At 36.2% G+C, this 17,164-nt stretch carries 17 protein-coding genes; 9 read left to right on the top strand and 8 right to left on the bottom strand.

What is annotated here, in order from left to right; genetic code table 11:
* The first annotated feature begins 184 nt into the window (after positions 1-184).
* From CRS_RS16265 to CRS_RS16240, 6 genes are all read left to right on the top strand, one after another.
* Positions 185-775, top strand: coding sequence for an RNA polymerase sigma factor (locus tag CRS_RS16265; RefSeq protein WP_142725076.1), 591 nt, complete (start codon positions 185-187; stop codon positions 773-775).
* A gap of 203 nt (positions 776-978) precedes the next feature.
* Positions 979-1,674: a YjjG family noncanonical pyrimidine nucleotidase gene (locus CRS_RS16260; protein WP_142725075.1), complete on the top strand. Its 696-nt coding sequence runs from the start codon at positions 979-981 to the stop codon at positions 1,672-1,674.
* Between the two features lie 221 nt (positions 1,675-1,895).
* Positions 1,896-2,345, top strand: coding sequence for a PepSY-like domain-containing protein (locus CRS_RS16255; RefSeq protein ID WP_142725074.1), 450 nt, complete (start codon positions 1,896-1,898; stop codon positions 2,343-2,345).
* Between the two features lie 28 nt (positions 2,346-2,373).
* A complete protein-coding gene (locus CRS_RS16250; protein WP_142725073.1) occupies positions 2,374-2,583 on the top strand; it encodes a PepSY-like domain-containing protein in 210 nt (69 codons plus the stop codon).
* A gap of 156 nt (positions 2,584-2,739) precedes the next feature.
* Positions 2,740-3,411, top strand: a complete 672-nt coding sequence (locus CRS_RS16245) for a response regulator transcription factor (RefSeq protein ID WP_142725072.1) — start codon at positions 2,740-2,742, stop codon at positions 3,409-3,411.
* Positions 3,411-4,706, top strand: coding sequence for a HAMP domain-containing sensor histidine kinase (locus CRS_RS16240; RefSeq protein ID WP_142725071.1), 1,296 nt, complete (start codon positions 3,411-3,413; stop codon positions 4,704-4,706). Before CRS_RS16245 ends, CRS_RS16240 begins: the two co-directional genes overlap by 1 nt.
* 47 nt (positions 4,707-4,753) lie before the next feature.
* On the opposite strand, the gene trpS is transcribed toward CRS_RS16240, so the two are convergent.
* From trpS to ileS, 7 genes are all read right to left on the bottom strand, one after another.
* Positions 4,754-5,722, bottom strand: coding sequence for a tryptophan--tRNA ligase (trpS, locus tag CRS_RS16235; protein ID WP_142725070.1), 969 nt, complete (start codon positions 5,720-5,722; stop codon positions 4,754-4,756).
* 271 nt (positions 5,723-5,993) lie between these two features.
* On the bottom strand, positions 5,994-6,638 hold the full coding sequence (locus CRS_RS16230; protein WP_142725069.1) for a vancomycin high temperature exclusion protein: 645 nt from the start codon (positions 6,636-6,638) through the stop codon (positions 5,994-5,996).
* A 13-nt stretch (positions 6,639-6,651) separates the two neighbouring features.
* Positions 6,652-7,290, bottom strand: a complete 639-nt coding sequence (locus CRS_RS16225; protein WP_142725068.1) for a lipoprotein signal peptidase — start codon at positions 7,288-7,290, stop codon at positions 6,652-6,654.
* Positions 7,290-7,484, bottom strand: coding sequence for a DUF2683 family protein (locus CRS_RS16220; protein WP_002983775.1), 195 nt, complete (start codon positions 7,482-7,484; stop codon positions 7,290-7,292). The genes CRS_RS16225 and CRS_RS16220 overlap by 1 nt, the downstream gene beginning before the upstream one ends.
* Positions 7,485-7,500: 16 nt before the next feature.
* Positions 7,501-7,746, bottom strand: coding sequence for a DUF6576 domain-containing protein (locus CRS_RS16215; RefSeq protein ID WP_142725067.1), 246 nt, complete (start codon positions 7,744-7,746; stop codon positions 7,501-7,503).
* A gap of 78 nt (positions 7,747-7,824) precedes the next feature.
* Positions 7,825-8,205, bottom strand: coding sequence for a TraR/DksA C4-type zinc finger protein (locus CRS_RS16210; protein ID WP_050019754.1), 381 nt, complete (start codon positions 8,203-8,205; stop codon positions 7,825-7,827).
* A gap of 58 nt (positions 8,206-8,263) precedes the next feature.
* The gene (ileS, locus tag CRS_RS16205; protein WP_142725066.1) at positions 8,264-11,659 is read right to left on the bottom strand and encodes an isoleucine--tRNA ligase; all 3,396 of its coding nucleotides are present in this window, start codon (positions 11,657-11,659) and stop codon (positions 8,264-8,266) included.
* Between the two features lie 450 nt (positions 11,660-12,109).
* Between ileS and CRS_RS16200 the strand changes: the two genes are divergently transcribed.
* The 3 genes from CRS_RS16200 to CRS_RS16190 all read left to right on the top strand — a co-directional run bounded on the left by CRS_RS16200 (position 12,110) and on the right by CRS_RS16190 (position 15,863).
* Complete coding sequence (locus tag CRS_RS16200) at positions 12,110-13,798, top strand: M23 family metallopeptidase (RefSeq protein WP_142725065.1); 1,689 nt, start codon at positions 12,110-12,112, stop codon at positions 13,796-13,798.
* 92 nt (positions 13,799-13,890) lie between these two features.
* Positions 13,891-15,183, top strand: coding sequence for a phenylacetate--CoA ligase family protein (locus CRS_RS16195; protein WP_142725064.1), 1,293 nt, complete (start codon positions 13,891-13,893; stop codon positions 15,181-15,183).
* A 71-nt stretch (positions 15,184-15,254) separates the two neighbouring features.
* Entirely contained in the window at positions 15,255-15,863 is a 609-nt protein-coding gene (locus CRS_RS16190) for a hypothetical protein (RefSeq protein WP_142725063.1), read from the top strand.
* Between the two features lie 32 nt (positions 15,864-15,895).
* Here CRS_RS16190 and CRS_RS16185 read toward each other — a convergent pair whose 3' ends face one another.
* A complete protein-coding gene (locus tag CRS_RS16185) occupies positions 15,896-17,152 on the bottom strand; it encodes an NAD(P)/FAD-dependent oxidoreductase (RefSeq protein WP_142725062.1) in 1,257 nt (418 codons plus the stop codon).
* Positions 17,153-17,164: the final 12 nt, after the last annotated feature.

Here is a 17,164-nt window from a genome sequence, read left to right as displayed (position 1 = left end):
AATTTTTCTTTCAGAAATTTAATAATTGGTTAACAGTTATTAAAAAATTATTATATTTACATCATAATAATTTGTACCGCCTATAGAATAGACTCTACTCTAGAACTGTTTTGTTTATACAGCAAAGGCCAGATATCATATCTGGAGGAATACCTGTCTGCAAATATTTATATTGAGAAGAGTTATGAAATCAAAATCGGATAGTTTACTAATTTCCCTTTACCAGAAAGGAGACGAGGGTGCATTGTCAACCCTTATTCACCGACATCAGAGAGAACTTTTTACATTCATTTTTTACAAAATTAATGATGAAGATTTGGCCAACGATATCTTTCAGGACACTTTTATGAAGATTATTGTTATGCTGAAAGAAGGGCGCTATAACGAAGAAGGTAAATTTATTCTTTGGGCAAAAAGAATTTCTCACAATTTAATCATTGATCATTTCAGATCAAAAGCCAAGAATATCAAAGTTTCAGAAACTACTTTTGAAACGGACGAATATTCTATTTTTGATTTAATCAGGGAGCCTTCTGAAAATATTGAAGACCAGCTTGTCACCAACCAGATACAGGAAGATCTTATGAGAATGCTTCAGTTTTTGCCACCCAACCAGCAGGAAGTCATCAAGCTGAGATTTTTTGATGGTTTGAGTTTCAAAGAAATTGCAGATCATACGGATATGAGCATTAATACTACACTGGGCAGAGTAAGATATGCACTCATAAACCTGAGAAAAATCATGGATGAAAATAATATAATATTAACGAGATAAATAATATTTAGTAAAATTTCACGTTTTAAAGAAAAACATACTTCGCCTATGAAAAAAAATGATTCTTTAAAAGTGAAAACTTTGAAACCTAAGAAACAAACCATTGATTTTTTGCTTAATTTTTCCAAAAACCTTGAAGTTGTGAAGAGCAAAAGCAAAAACTACCCTATCTCGAAAAATTAAAATTATTAACTTTGTGCTGTATGAAAATGCAGCACGTTTTTTTTGACCTGGATAATACACTCTGGGATCATCGCAGAAATGCCTATCTTACCATCAAAGACCTTTTTGAAAAACAGGAAATTACTTCAAAGTACCATATCGATTTTGAAGAGTTTCATTCTGTTTATCATGATATCAATGAAGAATTGTGGGAAAAGATCAGAGACGGAATTATTGGCAAAGAATATTTGAGAGAATACCGTTTTTATCACTCATTTAAACATTTTGGTGTAGAGAATAAAGAATTGGCCCTTTATTTTGAGGAAAACTTCCTTGATAATATTGTAAGTCATAACGAATTGGTGGAAGGAGCAGAAGATGTTCTGGAATACCTGAAAGCCAAAAATTATACATTGCATATTATATCCAACGGATTTCAGGAGGTAACAGAAAGGAAATGTATCCTGTCCGGAATTGCACCCTATTTTAAAACTATTACCAGTGCGGATTCTGTAGGAGTACGAAAACCAAATCCAAAGATTTTTGAATACTCTCTGGGGCTTTCTGAAGCCAGAAAAGAAGAAAGCATCCTTATCGGGGACGACTGGATTGCTGATGCGATGGGCGCTACAGATTTTGGAATGGATGCTATTTTCTTTGATGTTTATAAAGAAGATAAGCAGAAGGAAGGATTAAAAGCTATTACCCATCTGCACCAGATCAAAGAATACTTATAAATATAAGATTATAAAATCTCATAAAAGCTGCTAAACTCAATTTAGCGGCTTTTTTATTCTCAATGTATTTTAAAAACCCATGTTAAGATCTTTGATCATCTGCGTCAACCCATAGTTACATTAAATTTTGAGTCTATTTATTTTACCACAACCATTTTCCTAATTCTTTCCCAAATTGATGATGAACTTTGCTCCATATTAACAACAGAAAATGTAATAGTATGAAAAATGCAAAGAAAATCACCGGAGTATTGATGGTCATATTTTTATTGATGGGAAGCCTGGCTGCTGCACAGGACAGGGCAATCACAGCCAATCAGCTGCCTAAGACAGCTAAAAACTTTCTTTCTGTCCATTTTAAAGGCATCCCTGTAAACTCTGCCATAGAAGACAGAGAAATCTATGGCGTGGATGAGTACAAAGTATACCTGACCAATGGAATGAAAATGGAGTTCGACAGCAGCGGTAACTGGAAAGAAGTGGATGGCAGGCATCAGAAAATTCCGTATGGCTTTATTCCCATGTCAATCAGAAATTACAGTACGAAAAATTTTCCTAATACTTATATCATCAAAATAGAAAAGAAAAGATGGTCTTACAAAGCAGAACTTTCCAATGGATTAGAGCTTGAATTTGACAGGAACGGAAACTTTAAAAAAATTGATGACTGATTAAACGAAGTATAACAATAAAATTAGTATGATGGTCAACTGGAGCTTAATTAGAAGTAATGGAGGAAGAGATTCTTCCAATAAGATTAGAAAGAGTATTGTGTCTTTTATGACAAAGCACCACCCCGGCAGTGTAATAGACTCTATTGAAAGGAAATATAACGCTTATAAAATTAATCTGATGAATGGCTTATGTCTCGTTTTTGACGAAGATGGAAGATATGTGAAATCGAATTGATTTTAAGGAAGCTGGAAACAGGAAGGGGAAAGAGCGGAAAACTACAGATGTTATAAGCTGTACACATTACTTCCGGCTTCCCTCTTCAATCCTTCCGGCTTTTAATTTCATATATTTGATATAAGTTTAATCCTGTAACAGAGGCTCAAATCGCATATGAAGATATTAATAGTAGAAGATGAACCGGAATTAAAAAATACGGTGCAGAAATTTCTGGAAGCAGAACATTTTGTGGTGGAATATGCTGATACATATTACTCCGGACTGGAAAAAATTATTTCTTACGAATATGACTGCATTCTTTTGGATATCATGCTTCCCGACGGTAATGGAATTGATCTGTTGAAAGAGATAAAACAAATGCATAAAAAGGACCCGGTGATCATTTTGTCTGCAAAAGATTCTGTAGATGATAAGGTCACAGGGCTGGAGATTGGTGCAGATGATTATCTTGCGAAACCTTTTCATCTTGCAGAGTTAATGGCGAGAATAAAATCGGTCATCAGACGCAATCATCAGGATGGGGAGAATATTATTAAATACAAAAATATCAGTATTGATCCGGATAGCAGAAAAGTTTTGGTAGGAGGCGAGGAGCTTATACTGAATCGTAAGGAGTATGATTTGTTATATTATTTTGCCATTCATCCGGAGAAAACATTACAAAAAACTACACTCGCAGAGGCGATTTGGGGAGATTATATTGATCAGGCAGACAGTCTGGATTTTATTTACTCCCAAATTAAAAATCTTCGTAAAAAGTTAAAAACAGTCAACGCTGAAGCAGACTTTCAGGCTGTATACGGTATAGGCTATAAATTTGTCTGATGAAAGTTTCATTAAAATATTACACGATAAAATACCTTATCATGATCCTGTTGCTGATCATTGCGGTATGGGCGGGCCTTTTTTATGCTTATATCCTGGATGAAGTACATGATAATGTAGATGATGGATTAAGAGACAGAAAAATACAGATTATCAAAGCTGTATACCTAAATCCTCAGTTGCTGAAAAATAATGAATTTGGATTCAATGAATTTAAAATCAATCCGGTTAAAGCTCAGGATTATCAGAACAAAAGCAGGCTTTACAACAAGATGTATTATATGGAGTATGATGATAAAGACCAGCCTTACAGAGTTCTGGAAGCAGACTTTATGGATCAGTTCAAAGGCCATCAGCGACTTGTTATAAGAACTTCAACGGTAGAAGAAGACGAATTGATCTATGATCTTACTACTGCTTTAATTGTACTTTATATCCTTTTGGTCATAAGTATTGTAGCAGTCAACGGATATTTGTTGAATAAGGCGATGGGACCTTTCTATCAGATTCTGGACAAGCTTAAAAAATATCAGTTTGGAATTCCTTTTTCTCAGGAAAAGCAGAATTATAAAATCACCGAGTTTGAAGAACTCAATGTAGAAATCAACGAAATGATTGCACGTAATGAGATTGTATTTCATCAGCAGAAACAATTCATTGAAAACGCTTCTCATGAACTTCAAACCCCTTTGGCCATTGTCATCAATAAAATAGATCTGCAAATTCAAAATGAAGAACTTGATGAAAAAAGCATCAGCCTGCTTTCGGAGGTGAAAAATGATCTCAGAAGAATGGTAGGGTTAAATAAATCTTTATTAATGCTTTCCAAAATTGAAAACAGCCAGTTTAATACAACTTCAGATATTGATTTTAACGGAATGATTATCCGGTTGGTTCAGAATTACGAAGACTTTATTGCGTTTAAAAAAATAGAGGTCAGTATTATTGAAAAAGGAAAATTTATAGCTGATTTTAATCACGATCTGGCAGGCATTCTACTGTCCAATCTCCTTAAAAACGCAGTCAAATACAATAATGAAGAAGGAACATTAAATATTATCATTGAAAATAACAGGATCGTATTTCAAAACAGCGGAACTCCTGTGCCTCTGGATCAGTCAAGGATATTTAACAGGTTCTATAAACAGGGATCAGACCGTACATCTACCGGATTGGGGCTGTCTATCATCAAGACCATTATCAAACAATACCCGGCTTGGGATATTGCCTATGAATACGGAGATCATATGCATTACTTTATCCTGACTAAAAATAATAGTCGCTACAATGAATAGAGAAAGCCTTTCATTGGAAAGGCTTTCTTATATTTTAAAACTCAGAATTAAAATCCTAAGCTTGTTCTTACTCTTTTAAGAGTTTCCTGAGCAATAGGTCTGGTTTTCTCAGCTCCCTGCTGAAGCTTTGCTTCAAGCTCATCAAGATTATTCATATAATAATTGAACGTTTCTCTTTCCTTCTCAAAACGTACCAGAATCAGATCCAGCAATTCCTTTTTAGCATGTCCGTATCCGAAGTTTCCGGCAAGATACTTGGCTCTTAATTCCTCGGTTTGTTCCGGAGTAGCAATCAGCTGGTAAATGGCAAAAACTTTATCCGTTTCAGGATCTTTAGGGTCTTCTAAAGCTTTAGAATCCGTTTCAATGCTCATCACCTGTTTTTTAAGTTCTTTTTCCGGTAAGAAAATATTGATGATGTTTCCTCGGGATTTTGACATTTTCTGACCGTCTGTTCCAGGAACATATTTGGTGTCTTCCTGAAGTTCAGACTGTGGCAATACAAGAATTTCACCCATCTGATTGTTGAACCTTGAGGCAACATCTCTGGCGAATTCCAGGTGCTGAAGCTGATCTTTTCCTACAGGAACGATCTCTGCATCATACAGTAAAATATCTGCAGCCATCAGAATAGGGTAAGTGAACAGACCTGCATTGACATCCTGAAGTCTGTCTGCCTTATCCTTGAATGAATGGGCTAATGTTAATCTTTGATAAGGAAAAAAACATGATAAATGCCAAGAAAGTTCACAGGTTTCAGCGATATCACTTTGTCTGTAGAAATATGTTTTTTCAGTATCTAATCCACAAGCAAGCCAAGCCGCAGCAATCTCGTAGGTATTTTGTCTTAAAATCTGCGCATCTTTAATCTGTGTAAGGGTGTGAAGATTCGCAATAAATAAAAATGATTCATTTCCTTCCTGCTTAGATAGTTCGATTGCAGGAATAATTGCCCCCAATAAATTTCCAAGATGGGGTGTTCCGGTGGCTTGAATGCCGGTAAGAATTCTTGACATTTGTTTAAAATTTATATTTAAAAATTAATGAATTGCAAATTTACAAGGTTTGCCGGGAATAACGAAAGATAAAAGATAAAAGATAAAAGATAAAAGATAAAAGATAAAAGATGTTCCTTTAAGTATCTGGATCCAATAGGGGTGGGCTTTAGCCCAGCCAGCTTAAAATTCAACATCCGTCTATTGGCTTGAGCCAAAATCTATCAATCCAAAATCATCAATCTGCCTTTCAATTATCTGTTTCAATCTGTGAAATCCGCGGTTAAAATAACTAAGGAATCACAATCTTCTCTCCTCCAAATTTAGGTTCTATCCCAAAAAGAAGATCCCAGTACGCTTTAGCTTTCGCAAAATACTCTCTCAAATTGGTCTTTAAGCCTGCATACTTATTCACATCTGCGGCATTATATCCAAATGCTTCCATTCCATTTTTTTTGGCCAGGAAAACGGCTCTTTCATTGTGAAACTTCTGAGAGATAATAACAAGTTTTGTCTGGCTGAAAATATCTTTCGCTCTTACAACAGAATCCAGCGTTCTGAATCCGGCATGGTCTAAAATAATTTTATCCTTTGGAACTCCATTCTCCGTCAATGCCTGCTGCATATCTTCAGGTTCATTATAATCTTTGGTACTGTTGTCACCGCTGACAATTATATATTGTATTTTTCCACTTTTATATAAATCGCTTGCGGCTTTAATTCTGTTGTAAAAATATGCATTAGGGGTTCCGTTGTTCAGTAATTTCCCGGTTCCCAGTAACAAACCTGTTTTTGCTTCCGGCACATCAGCAATATTGTAGGAAACGAATGGCCCGCTGTCTTTTTTGATGCTATAATTAGCCCAGGCAATAAAAATAATTCCTGCAACAAGAAGAAGCAGGAAAATTTTAAAAATATTTTTGATTATTTTTTTCATCAGAATATATCCTTTAAAATTCCAGACCGTTCGGGAAAGCTTTTTTTCTGAATATTAATAAGAATGCTGCACCTACGGTAATGGCAGAATCGGCAACATTGAAAATATATTTGAAAAACTCAATATGTTTTCCACCTATCAGAGGCCAGCTTTCAGGAACATTCCAGTCTACTAACGGGAAGTGAAGCATATCTACAACACATCCTTTCATGAAAGTGGAATATCCATGACCAAAAGGAGCAAATTTTGAGATGCCTCCATAGCCGATCCATCGGTCAATGCTTGGATCATAAACAGTCCCGCTGTCGAAGATCATTCCGTAGAACATTCCGTCAATAAGATTTCCGATCGCCCCTGCAAAGATCACTGCCATTGGGATTAAAAGATAGTTGGAAGCTCCTTCTCTCAGCCATTTTTTGAACATATACACCATTCCTCCGATCAGGAATATTCTCAGGATTACAAGGAAATATTTTCCGATAATCCCTCCGAAGTGAAACCCGTAGGCCATTCCGGGGTTTTCTACAAACGTCAGTTTAAAGCCTGGTAAAACAGTGATGCTGTCGTCCAGATTAAAATGGGTTTTAATATAAATTTTCGAAGCCTGATCAATTAATAACACAAGAAATGTTATGGCTAATATCTTTTTCATTACTGTCCTTTAGGTTTTGAAGGCTTTGCTGCCGGCTTTACATTTTTGTTATCGCTTGCTTTCTTGACCACTTTCTGTCCGTTGAATGAGCTTTTAACATGTGCTTTTTCAAATTTAATACCCATCTCTTTCAGCACACTTTTCAGTGCACTCAGTTCCATAGAATTTTTAGGATGTACTATGATAGATTCCATTTCTTATATTTAATTGTTACATTTTAGACAGCTCATCGAGTCTTTTTCTGTCTTTTTCAGAGAGATCATTCACTCCGTTTTTGCCCATCTTACTCAAAAGCCTGTCAATTTCTTTCTCCCTTTCACGTTTATCGGAATTGAATTGATCATCAATAGTATAGTTTTTCTGTGGATCAGGAAAGAACCTGTTTTTGATCCACTCTCTGTTGAAAAATAATAATACTATTGCAATAATAGCTCCCAAAATTAATAATTCGCTCATGGGTATACATTAAAAATTAGGTTTATAAAGTATCCGTGAATACGATATAAACCCAATATTATTTTACAAACCTTACGGCTATTTTTGCATATTTTTCGCTTCGATGCTCAGCGTAGCGTGAGGAACGGCTAAAAGTCTTTCCTTAGGAATCAGTTTTCCTGTTACTCTGCAAACACCGTACGTTTTATTTTCGATTCTGATCAAAGCATTTTTAAGATCACGCACGAATTTTTCCTGTCTTCCTGCTAAAATAGAGTTCTGTTCTTTGCTCAGCGTTTCTGCTCCTTCCTCAAAAGCTTTGAAGGTAGGTGAAGTATCATCGGTTCCGTTATTCTGGTCGTTGATGAAACTTTCTCTGATCAGCTGAAGATCTTTTTCTGCTTTCTCTATTTTTTCTTTAATGACCGCTTTAAATTCCTGTAAATCAGCATCGCTGTATCTAACTCTTTCGTCTGACATATTCTTTCTCTTTTTTAATAAAATTATGAAATGGAATTTGAAATACAATAACTACATGTTAATTTTTTTCAATATTTATCTTAAAATTAACCTCATCTATTTCGATTTCGTTAAAATTTGAAAGTGAAGATACAATTTCTATTTTATTTGACAAGACTTCAGAAGAAATATATTCCTCATTTTTCTTAATATCATTCAAGAAAGGAGAGCTTTCTTCCAATGCAATTGAAATTTTGTCTGTCAGTTCAAAGTCTTTGTCTTTTCGCAGGTTTTGAATTCTGTTAATGAATTCTCTTGCGATTCCTTCAGATTTTAACTCATCGGTTAACGTCAAATCTAATGCCACAGTTGTTTTTCCGTCAGAAGTTACTGTCCATCCCGGGATATCTTTGGTAGAAATCTCTACATCATCAAGAGTAATTTCATATCCCTGAACGTCTGTTTTTCCTTCTTTTTCTAGACGGGTAATCTGTTCTGCACTAAGATTAGCAATCTCTGCACCTACCATCTTCATGTCTTTTCCTAATTTAGGACCAAGCGCTTTGAAGTTAGGTTTTATCTGCTTTACAATTAAGTGCGATGCTTCTTCAGCATTAATTAACTGTAATTCTTTTACGTTTACCTCCTGCTTGATCAGGTCTGCAACAGCAAGAATCTGTTCTTCTGTTTTAGAATCCAATACAGGAACCAATACTTTCTGTAACGGCTGACGAACTTTTACATTTTCTTTCTTTCTCAGAGAGAAGACCATACTTGTAATGTTCTGAGCCAAATGCGTTTTTTCAACCAGATCCTGATCAATTAAGCTTTCATCAGCTACCGGGAAATCTGTAAGGTGTACAGATTCACCATTTTCTTTGCCTGTCACTTTATTCAGATCCTGATACAATTGATCCATAAAGAAAGGAGCAATAGGAGCAGAAAGTTTAGCTACTGTTTCAAGACAGGTGTATAAGGTCTGGTAAGCAGAGATTTTGTCATCAGAATATTCTCCTTTCCAGAAGCGTCTTCTGCACAATCTTACATACCAGTTACTCAGATTATCATTTACAAAAGTGCTGATCGCTCTTGCTACTCTTGTCGGCTCATAATCTTCATAGAAAGCTTTCACTTCCTTTATCAGAAGATTCAGCTCAGAAAGGATCCATCTGTCAATTTCAGGACGGTTTTCCACTTCTTTTTCTGAATAGTTAAAGCCGTCTACATTCGCATATAAAGCAAAGAATGAATAGGTATTGTAAAGTGTTCCGAAGAACTTTCTTCTTACTTCATCGATTCCTTCAATGTCAAACTTCAGGTTTTCCCAAGGGTTGGCATTGGAGATCATATACCAACGGGTAGCATCCGGCCCGTACACAGAAAGGGTTTCGAACGGATCTACTGCATTTCCTAAACGTTTTGACATCTTTTGTCCGTTCTTATCCAGAACAAGACCGTTACTCATTACATTTTTATAAGCAACCGAATCGAATACAGCAGTTCCGATAGCGTGAAGCGTATAGAACCATCCACGGGTCTGATCAACACCTTCAGCAATGAAATCAGCAGGGAATGCTTTATTGTTGTCAATTAATTCTTTGTTCTCAAAAGGATAATGCAACTGTGCATAAGGCATAGAACCTGAGTCGAACCAAACATCGATCAAATCACTTTCACGCTTCATGGCTTTTCCTGAATCAGAAACCAATATGACTTTGTCAACCACATTTTTGTGAAGATCCACAAGCTCATAGTTAGATTCAGCCATATTTCCGATGATGAAACCTTTGAATGGGTTTTCAGTCATCAGTCCGGCTGCAATTGATTTTTCAATTTCGTTGTATAACTCTTCTACAGAACCGATGATCTTTTCTTCTTTCAAATCATCTGTTCTCCAGATTGGCAGCGGAATACCCCAATATCTAGAGCGGGAAAGGTTCCAGTCGTTTACATTTTCCAGCCAGTTGGCAAAACGTCCCTCTCCGGTAGCTTTTGGCTTCCAGTTGATTTCTTTGTTCAAATTAACCAGTCTTTCTTTTACAGCGGTCATTTTCACAAACCAGGAATCCAGCGGATAGTATAACACCGGTTTATCTGTTCTCCAGCAGTGTGGGTAAGAGTGGACATATTTTTCTACTTTGAAGGCTTTATTTTCTGTTTTCAGCAGGATCGCCAATTCTACATCCCATGATTTCTCAGGGGCTGTTCCTTCATCATAATATTCGTTTTTGATATACTTTCCTGAAAATACCTCTGGAACATTTTCTCCTTTGATGAATCTGCCCTGTAAATCTACCAATGGTACAAGATTGTCATTTTCATCTTTTACCAACATTGGCGGAATCTCAGGCTGAGCCATTTTAGCAACTCTTGCATCATCCGCACCAAAAGTAGGCGCCGTGTGAACGATACCTGTACCGTCTTCTGTCGTTACGAAATCTCCTAAGATTACTCTGAATGCGTTTTCAGGGTTGTCATTAGGTGTAAACCAAGGAACTAATTGCTCATATCTTGTGTCAACAAGTTTCTCTCCGGTAAATTCTTTTAATATCCTGAAAGGAATTACTTTAGTCTCCGGAGTATAGTTGGCAAAATCCTCATCTGTACCTTCTGCATATTTTTTACCGAAAACTTTAGGTAAAAGAACACTTGATAAAACTACAGTTACAGGTTCAAATGTATACTGATTGAAGGTTTTAACCAAAACATATTCAATATCTCTCCCTACGGTAAGAGCAGTATTGGATGGAAGCGTCCATGGAGTGGTCGTCCAGGCAAGGATATGAACATCCCCGTCAACATCATTGAATAATGCTGAAGAGTCTTTTTTCACTTTAAACTGAGCTACAACCGTTGTGTCCGAAACATCACGATAGGTTCCAGGTTGATTCAGCTCGTGAGAAGAAAGCCCTGTTCCCGCTTTTGGAGAGTAAGGCTGGATCGTGTATCCTTTGTACAATAAGTTTTTATCATACAATTGCTTCAACAGCCACCAAACTGTTTCCATATATTTTGACTTGTACGTGATGTACGGATCATCAAGGTCTACCCAATATCCGATTTTCTCGGTAAGGTTATTCCAAACGTCGGTATAACGCATTACCGCTTCACGACAAGCTTTGTTATAGTCTTCAATAGAGATTTTTTTGCCAATATCTTCTTTTGTGATTCCTAATTCTTTTTCTACACCCAGTTCCACAGGAAGGCCATGCGTATCCCAGCCCGCTTTACGGAAAACCTGCTTTCCGTTTTGAGTCTGGTAACGGCAGAAAATATCTTTCAATGCTCTTGCCATTACGTGGTGAATTCCAGGCATACCGTTTGCTGAAGGCGGACCTTCATAAAAAACAAACTCAGGATTTCCCTGACGGATCTCAACACTCTTACTGAAAGTTTTATTTTGTTTCCAAAATTCCGCTACATTCTCTGCTACGTCAATAAGGTTGAGGTTTTTGTATTCTTTAAATTGGCTCATTGTAAATATCTCAATATCGTTGATTAATTAAGTCTGCAAATTTACTAAAATTTGTCGGTTTATAATATATGTTTTATTTTGATATCATCTATTAAAAAGTTCAATTTCAGAAATATAAATGAAGAAAGTGAGAAAAAGTGAATGATGAATGATCAATAAGTGAATTTTTCTGGGTGTTTTTATATAAAATTTAGCGTAATTTATTTAATAGGAGCGGGCTTTAGCCCGCTTAAATAATAAAAAAACAAATCCAACGGCTTTAGCCAAAACCTAATGATTGCGCAAAGTTCACAAAGATCTTATGAATGGGTTAAAATTGTTCGTAAAGGCGCTTCACTCAGCAGAGGAATATGGGTAAAAAACAAAATTGGTTTGAAAAAGGTCGGTGCAGTAACCGCTTATTGGCCGGAATGTTGTACATTTAAGTAAACCTATAAACCCAAATGCTGTATGAAAAACTTTCCCAAGCTGATATTTATTATTTGTTTAATCAATAGTATTATTATACAGGCTCAAAATAATTACCCTCAAAATTATTTCAGAAATCCACTGAATATTCCCATGCAGCTGGCCGCTAACTTTGGCGCTATCCGTACCAATCACTTTCACATGGGATTGGATCTGAGGACAAATAGTCAGGAAAACTTACCTGTTTTAGCTGCAGCAGAAGGTTATGTAAGCAGGATAAAAGTAGAAAGATATGGTTTTGGTAATGCTGTTTATATCACTCATCCCAATGGTTATACTACAGTATATGCTCACCTGAATAAATATTTCAATCAACTCGATGAATATGTAAAGGAAAAGCAGTATAAAGAGGAAAAGTGGGAACAGGATATTACTTTTCAGCCCGGACAGTTTCCGGTAGAAAAAGGACAGCAGATTGCATTGAGTGGAAACACAGGAGGTTCAGCAGGCCCACACCTGCATTTCGAAATAAGAGATACCAAAACAGAAGAATGTCTCAACCCGTTACTTTTCGGTTTTGCCATTCCTGATACTGTTGCACCAATTATCAGTGGACTCTACTGGTATGACAGACGTTTCAGTACTTACGAACCTGGAGCTAATGGAATTGAAGTGAAAAAAGCAGGAAATATTTATACTGCTAATCTTGTTCAGGTTAATTCTCCAGAAATAAGTTTTGCCATTAAGGCTGTAGATAAGGCCAATCAAGGTTTTAATCTGGGTATTTACAATGCAGAATTATTGATGGATGGGAAGCTGATTTACAGTTTTAAAATTGATAAAATACACTATGATGATACCCGTTATATTAACGGCTGTATAGATTATACTAAATTCATCAGGGATAAAATTGGGATTCAGCATTTGTCTGACTTACCGGGAATGAAACTGCAGAATTATAGTCTTTCAAATGCAACAGGGATTATCAAATTGCAGGATGAAAATGTTCACACCATTGAAGTTGTTCTGAAAGATGTAAAAGGAAATACAAGCCGTTTAACAACAAAACTCCAGTTAAGCAAAACCTCAGACAAAATATCTCCTACGGCAAAAACGATAATAGCTAATGAAGCGAAAACAATTACCACAGAAAATGCGGAAATCAGTTTCAGTAAAAATGCCGTCTACGATGCTGTAAATTTCAATGCCTATGAAAAACCGGATACAGATCCAAATGCTGTTTCAAATACCATTGTTTTGCATAGTCCATATATTCCCGTTCAGGATGAGTATTCTTTAAAAATAAAACCGAATAGAAAATTAACCAATACAGAAAAAGACAAAGCTGTTATTATTCTTGATTACGGAAGTGATAAAGATTTCGTAAAAGCAAAATGGAATGCTGACCGTGCAGAAGGACAGTTCAACAGATTGGGCACAGCGAAATTATTAATAGACAATACCCTGCCGTCTGTTTTATCAGGATGGGCAGAAGGAGCATTGGTAAACAACAGTTCTTTATTGTTAAAAGGAACAACGAAAGTGGGTGATATTATTTCATTCCGGGCCGAACTGGACGGAAAGTGGCTTCGCTTTGCCCGCATAAAAGATAATTTTGTCTACATTTTTGATGAAAAATGTCCAAAAGGATCAGGTGCCCATACTTTAAAAGTAACCACCATCAATACTGCCGGAAATATCAATACACAAACTTTTACCTTCCAGAGATAAAAGCTGTGGTAGAAATCATGAATACATTTTACATGAATACATCTTACAATCATGTAATTTTAAATACATTTGCCTTTTAAAAATTAAAATCATTGGAATTTCATCCGTCAATCGAGAAAGCAGGCATTCAGGAAATTAAAAAATTTCAGGAAGAAAAGCTTCGTGAGCTTTTGGTTTATCTTGAAAGGCATTCACCTTTTTATCAGAAGCTGTTTAAAAAAAATAATATTAATACTGCTGACATTCTTACGCTGGAAGACCTTCAGAAAATTCCTACCACCACAAAGAATGATCTTCAGCAGCACAATCATGATTTTTTCTGTATAACACCGGATAAAATTGTTGATTACAGTACCACTTCCGGAACGTTGGGCGATCCGGTTACTTTTGGACTGTCTGACAGCGATCTTGAAAGACTTGCTTACAATGAAGCCATTTCCTTTGCCTGCGCAGGAATTCAGAAGGGAGATGTTGTACAGATGATTACAACCATAGACAAGCGGTTTATGGCTGGACTTGCTTATTTTTTAGGCTTAAGAAAAATGGGGGCAAGTGTGGTGAGAATGGGGCCGGGAATTCCTGAACTGCAATGGGATTCTATTTTCAGATACAAACCGAAATACCTGATCACAGTACCTTCTTTTCTGCTGAAAATGATTGATTATGCTGAAAAGCATGGATTGGATTACAAAAATTCAAGTGTCTACGGAGCTGTATGTATCGGAGAAAGTATCAAAAATCAGGATTTTACGGATAATATTCTTTCGCAGAAAATTAAGGAAAAGTGGAATATCAAACTCTTTTCAACCTATGCTTCTACCGAGATGAGTACTGCTTTCACAGAGTGCGAATTCCAGATCGGAGGACATCACCATCCGGAATTAATTATTACAGAAATTCTGGACGATAACGGAAATCCAGTTAAAGAAGGAGAAAGTGGGGAGCTTACCATTACAACTTTAGGTGTTGAAGCCATTCCCTTATTAAGATTTAAAACAGGGGATATCGTAAAAGCTCATCATGAGCCGTGTCAGTGCGGAAGAAATACAATGAGGTTAGGACCTGTACTAGGTAGAAAACAGCAGATGATCAAATATAAGGGAACAACGCTGTATCCGCCGGCCATGAATGATATTTTGAATGATTTCAACAATATTTTATGCTATCAGATTGTTATTCAGGCCAACGAAATTGGTCTTGATGAGATTATTATTAAACTAAGCACAGAAGAAGAACACGATAGCTTTGTGAACGAAGTCAGAGACCATTTCAGGGCAAAATTGAGAGTAAGCCCAAAAATTGAAATCATTGATTTTGATATATTATCTAAAACCGTTTTTAATCCAAACAGCAGAAAGCCTATTACTTTTATTGATTTAAGATAAATTTAAAATAAAGAGTCAATAGAAACCTTCTTTTATAATATCTTTGGACTCTTAAAATAAACTAATACCATATGAAAAAATTATTATTGCTGGTCTTTTTAGTTATAATGACTACAGCTTTCGGACAGGAGAAAATGAAAATAGTTGCCGGAAGTTTGAGTGTTTTGAAAGATCAGACCGAAGTAAATGTTGAGGTAAAATTTGAGAACGTACTATTTATGAAAGAAAATATTACAGAAGCTCAATACCTTGAAAACAGAAAAAAACAAGTTATTGAAAATCCCAAAAGAGGCGAAGAAGCCTGGAAAAAATGGATTGGAGAATGGGAAAAATATAAAAAGGAATATTATGTGGATTATTTCGCAAAAGGACTGAATAAAACTTACAAAAATATTTCATTTAAAAAAGATGCAGCCGCAAAATATACCCTGTTGGTAGAGACAAATTGGATTTTTCCTGGCTGGCATGCGGGAATTACAGCAATGACTGCCGAAATAACTGGAAAAATAAAACTGGTGGAAACCAATAATCCTTCTACTGTTTTAGCTGAAATAGAGCTTAAAAAGTTTGATAAATTTGTGCAAAATGAAGAATTTGTAATGGAGTATGGAAGAATAGCAGCAGCTTATGAATCTGTCGGAAGATATTTGGGAAGAGAAATCAAAAAATCTTTAAAATAACAAAAAACGGTCTGAAAAATTCAGACCGTTTTTTATGCTTGATTTTGCTGTTCCTGTTTTTCTAGTTTGATCAGATTCGCAAGATTTTTAATCACTGTATCATGTTTTTTTACAAAAGGATTGTCCTTATTCCAGACATAGCCTGCTAAAACTGCACATATCTTTTTCTTTACATCAGGGTTTTCCGGCTGGTGGAAAAATAATTCCTGAAGATTTCCGGTATACCATTCTTTTACATATGTGGTGAAAACATCCACTCCGTATAAAATATAATCAGTGTACTCTGTCTGCCAGTTGATTTTTTCTCCGTTTAATTGTTTTAACGCCAGTTTTGCTGCCAGCATTCCCGATTCTGTAGCGAAAGCCATTCCCGAAGAAAATACCGGGTCAAGGAATTCCGAAGCATTCCCCGTTAAAGCAAATCCGTCTCCGAATAAACTTTTTACCGAGCAGGAATAATCTTTCAGATGCTTTGGTTCAAAAAGGAAATCTACATTCCCAAAACGTTTTACATAATAATCAGAAAGAGAGATTGCCTTTCTTAAAGCTTCAGTGGGGTCTCCGTTTTCAGATAATCTGTCAATATAGTCAGTAGGGCCTACAATTCCTAAACTTGTGTTTCCGTTGGAAAAAGGAATTACCCAAAGCCATACTTCTGTTTCAATAATATCAAAAGAAATCAAAGTTCCTTCTTCTCCCGGCTCTCTGTTAATATCGTTGACATGAGAGAAGATTGCAGAGTGAGGAGACAGTTTTGAAGGCTTTTCAAGATCAAGCAGGCGGGGCAGTACTCTTCCGTAACCGCTGGAATCAATAACAAACTTCGCATGAATTTCTTTCGTTTCTCCATCTTTATTTCTTACTGTAGTCACAGAATCTGTTCCGTCAAACTTAATATCAATAACTTCAGTCTCGAATTCAAGATCAATGCCTTTATTAATCACTTCCTGAGCAAGAGTATTGTCAAAATCAGCTCTTGGAACCTGCCAGGTCCAGTCCCAGCCTTCTCCGAATTTGTTGCTGAAATCAAAAATACAGACTTCATCACCACGAAGGAAGCGCGCTCCAAGCTTTTTTTCAAAACCCATTTTGTCTAATGCAGGGAAAAGGCCGGCCTCTTCAAAGTGGTCCATTACCCTTGGGATTAAGCTCTCTCCAACTACCAGTCTGGGGAATTTTGTTTTTTCGACTACTTTCACGTTGACGTTATTCTTCTTTAAGTACGAAGAAGACACGCATCCGGAAGGTCCGGCTCCGATTACAAGAACGTCAACAAATTCTTTGCTCATCTTTGATTTTTT

The organism is Chryseobacterium sp. ON_d1 (genome assembly GCF_006829085.1).
Classification (GTDB): Bacteria; Bacteroidota; Bacteroidia; order Flavobacteriales; family Weeksellaceae; genus Chryseobacterium.
Note: the sequence above shows the minus strand (reverse complement) of the source record. Positions and strands in the feature narration are given on the sequence as shown.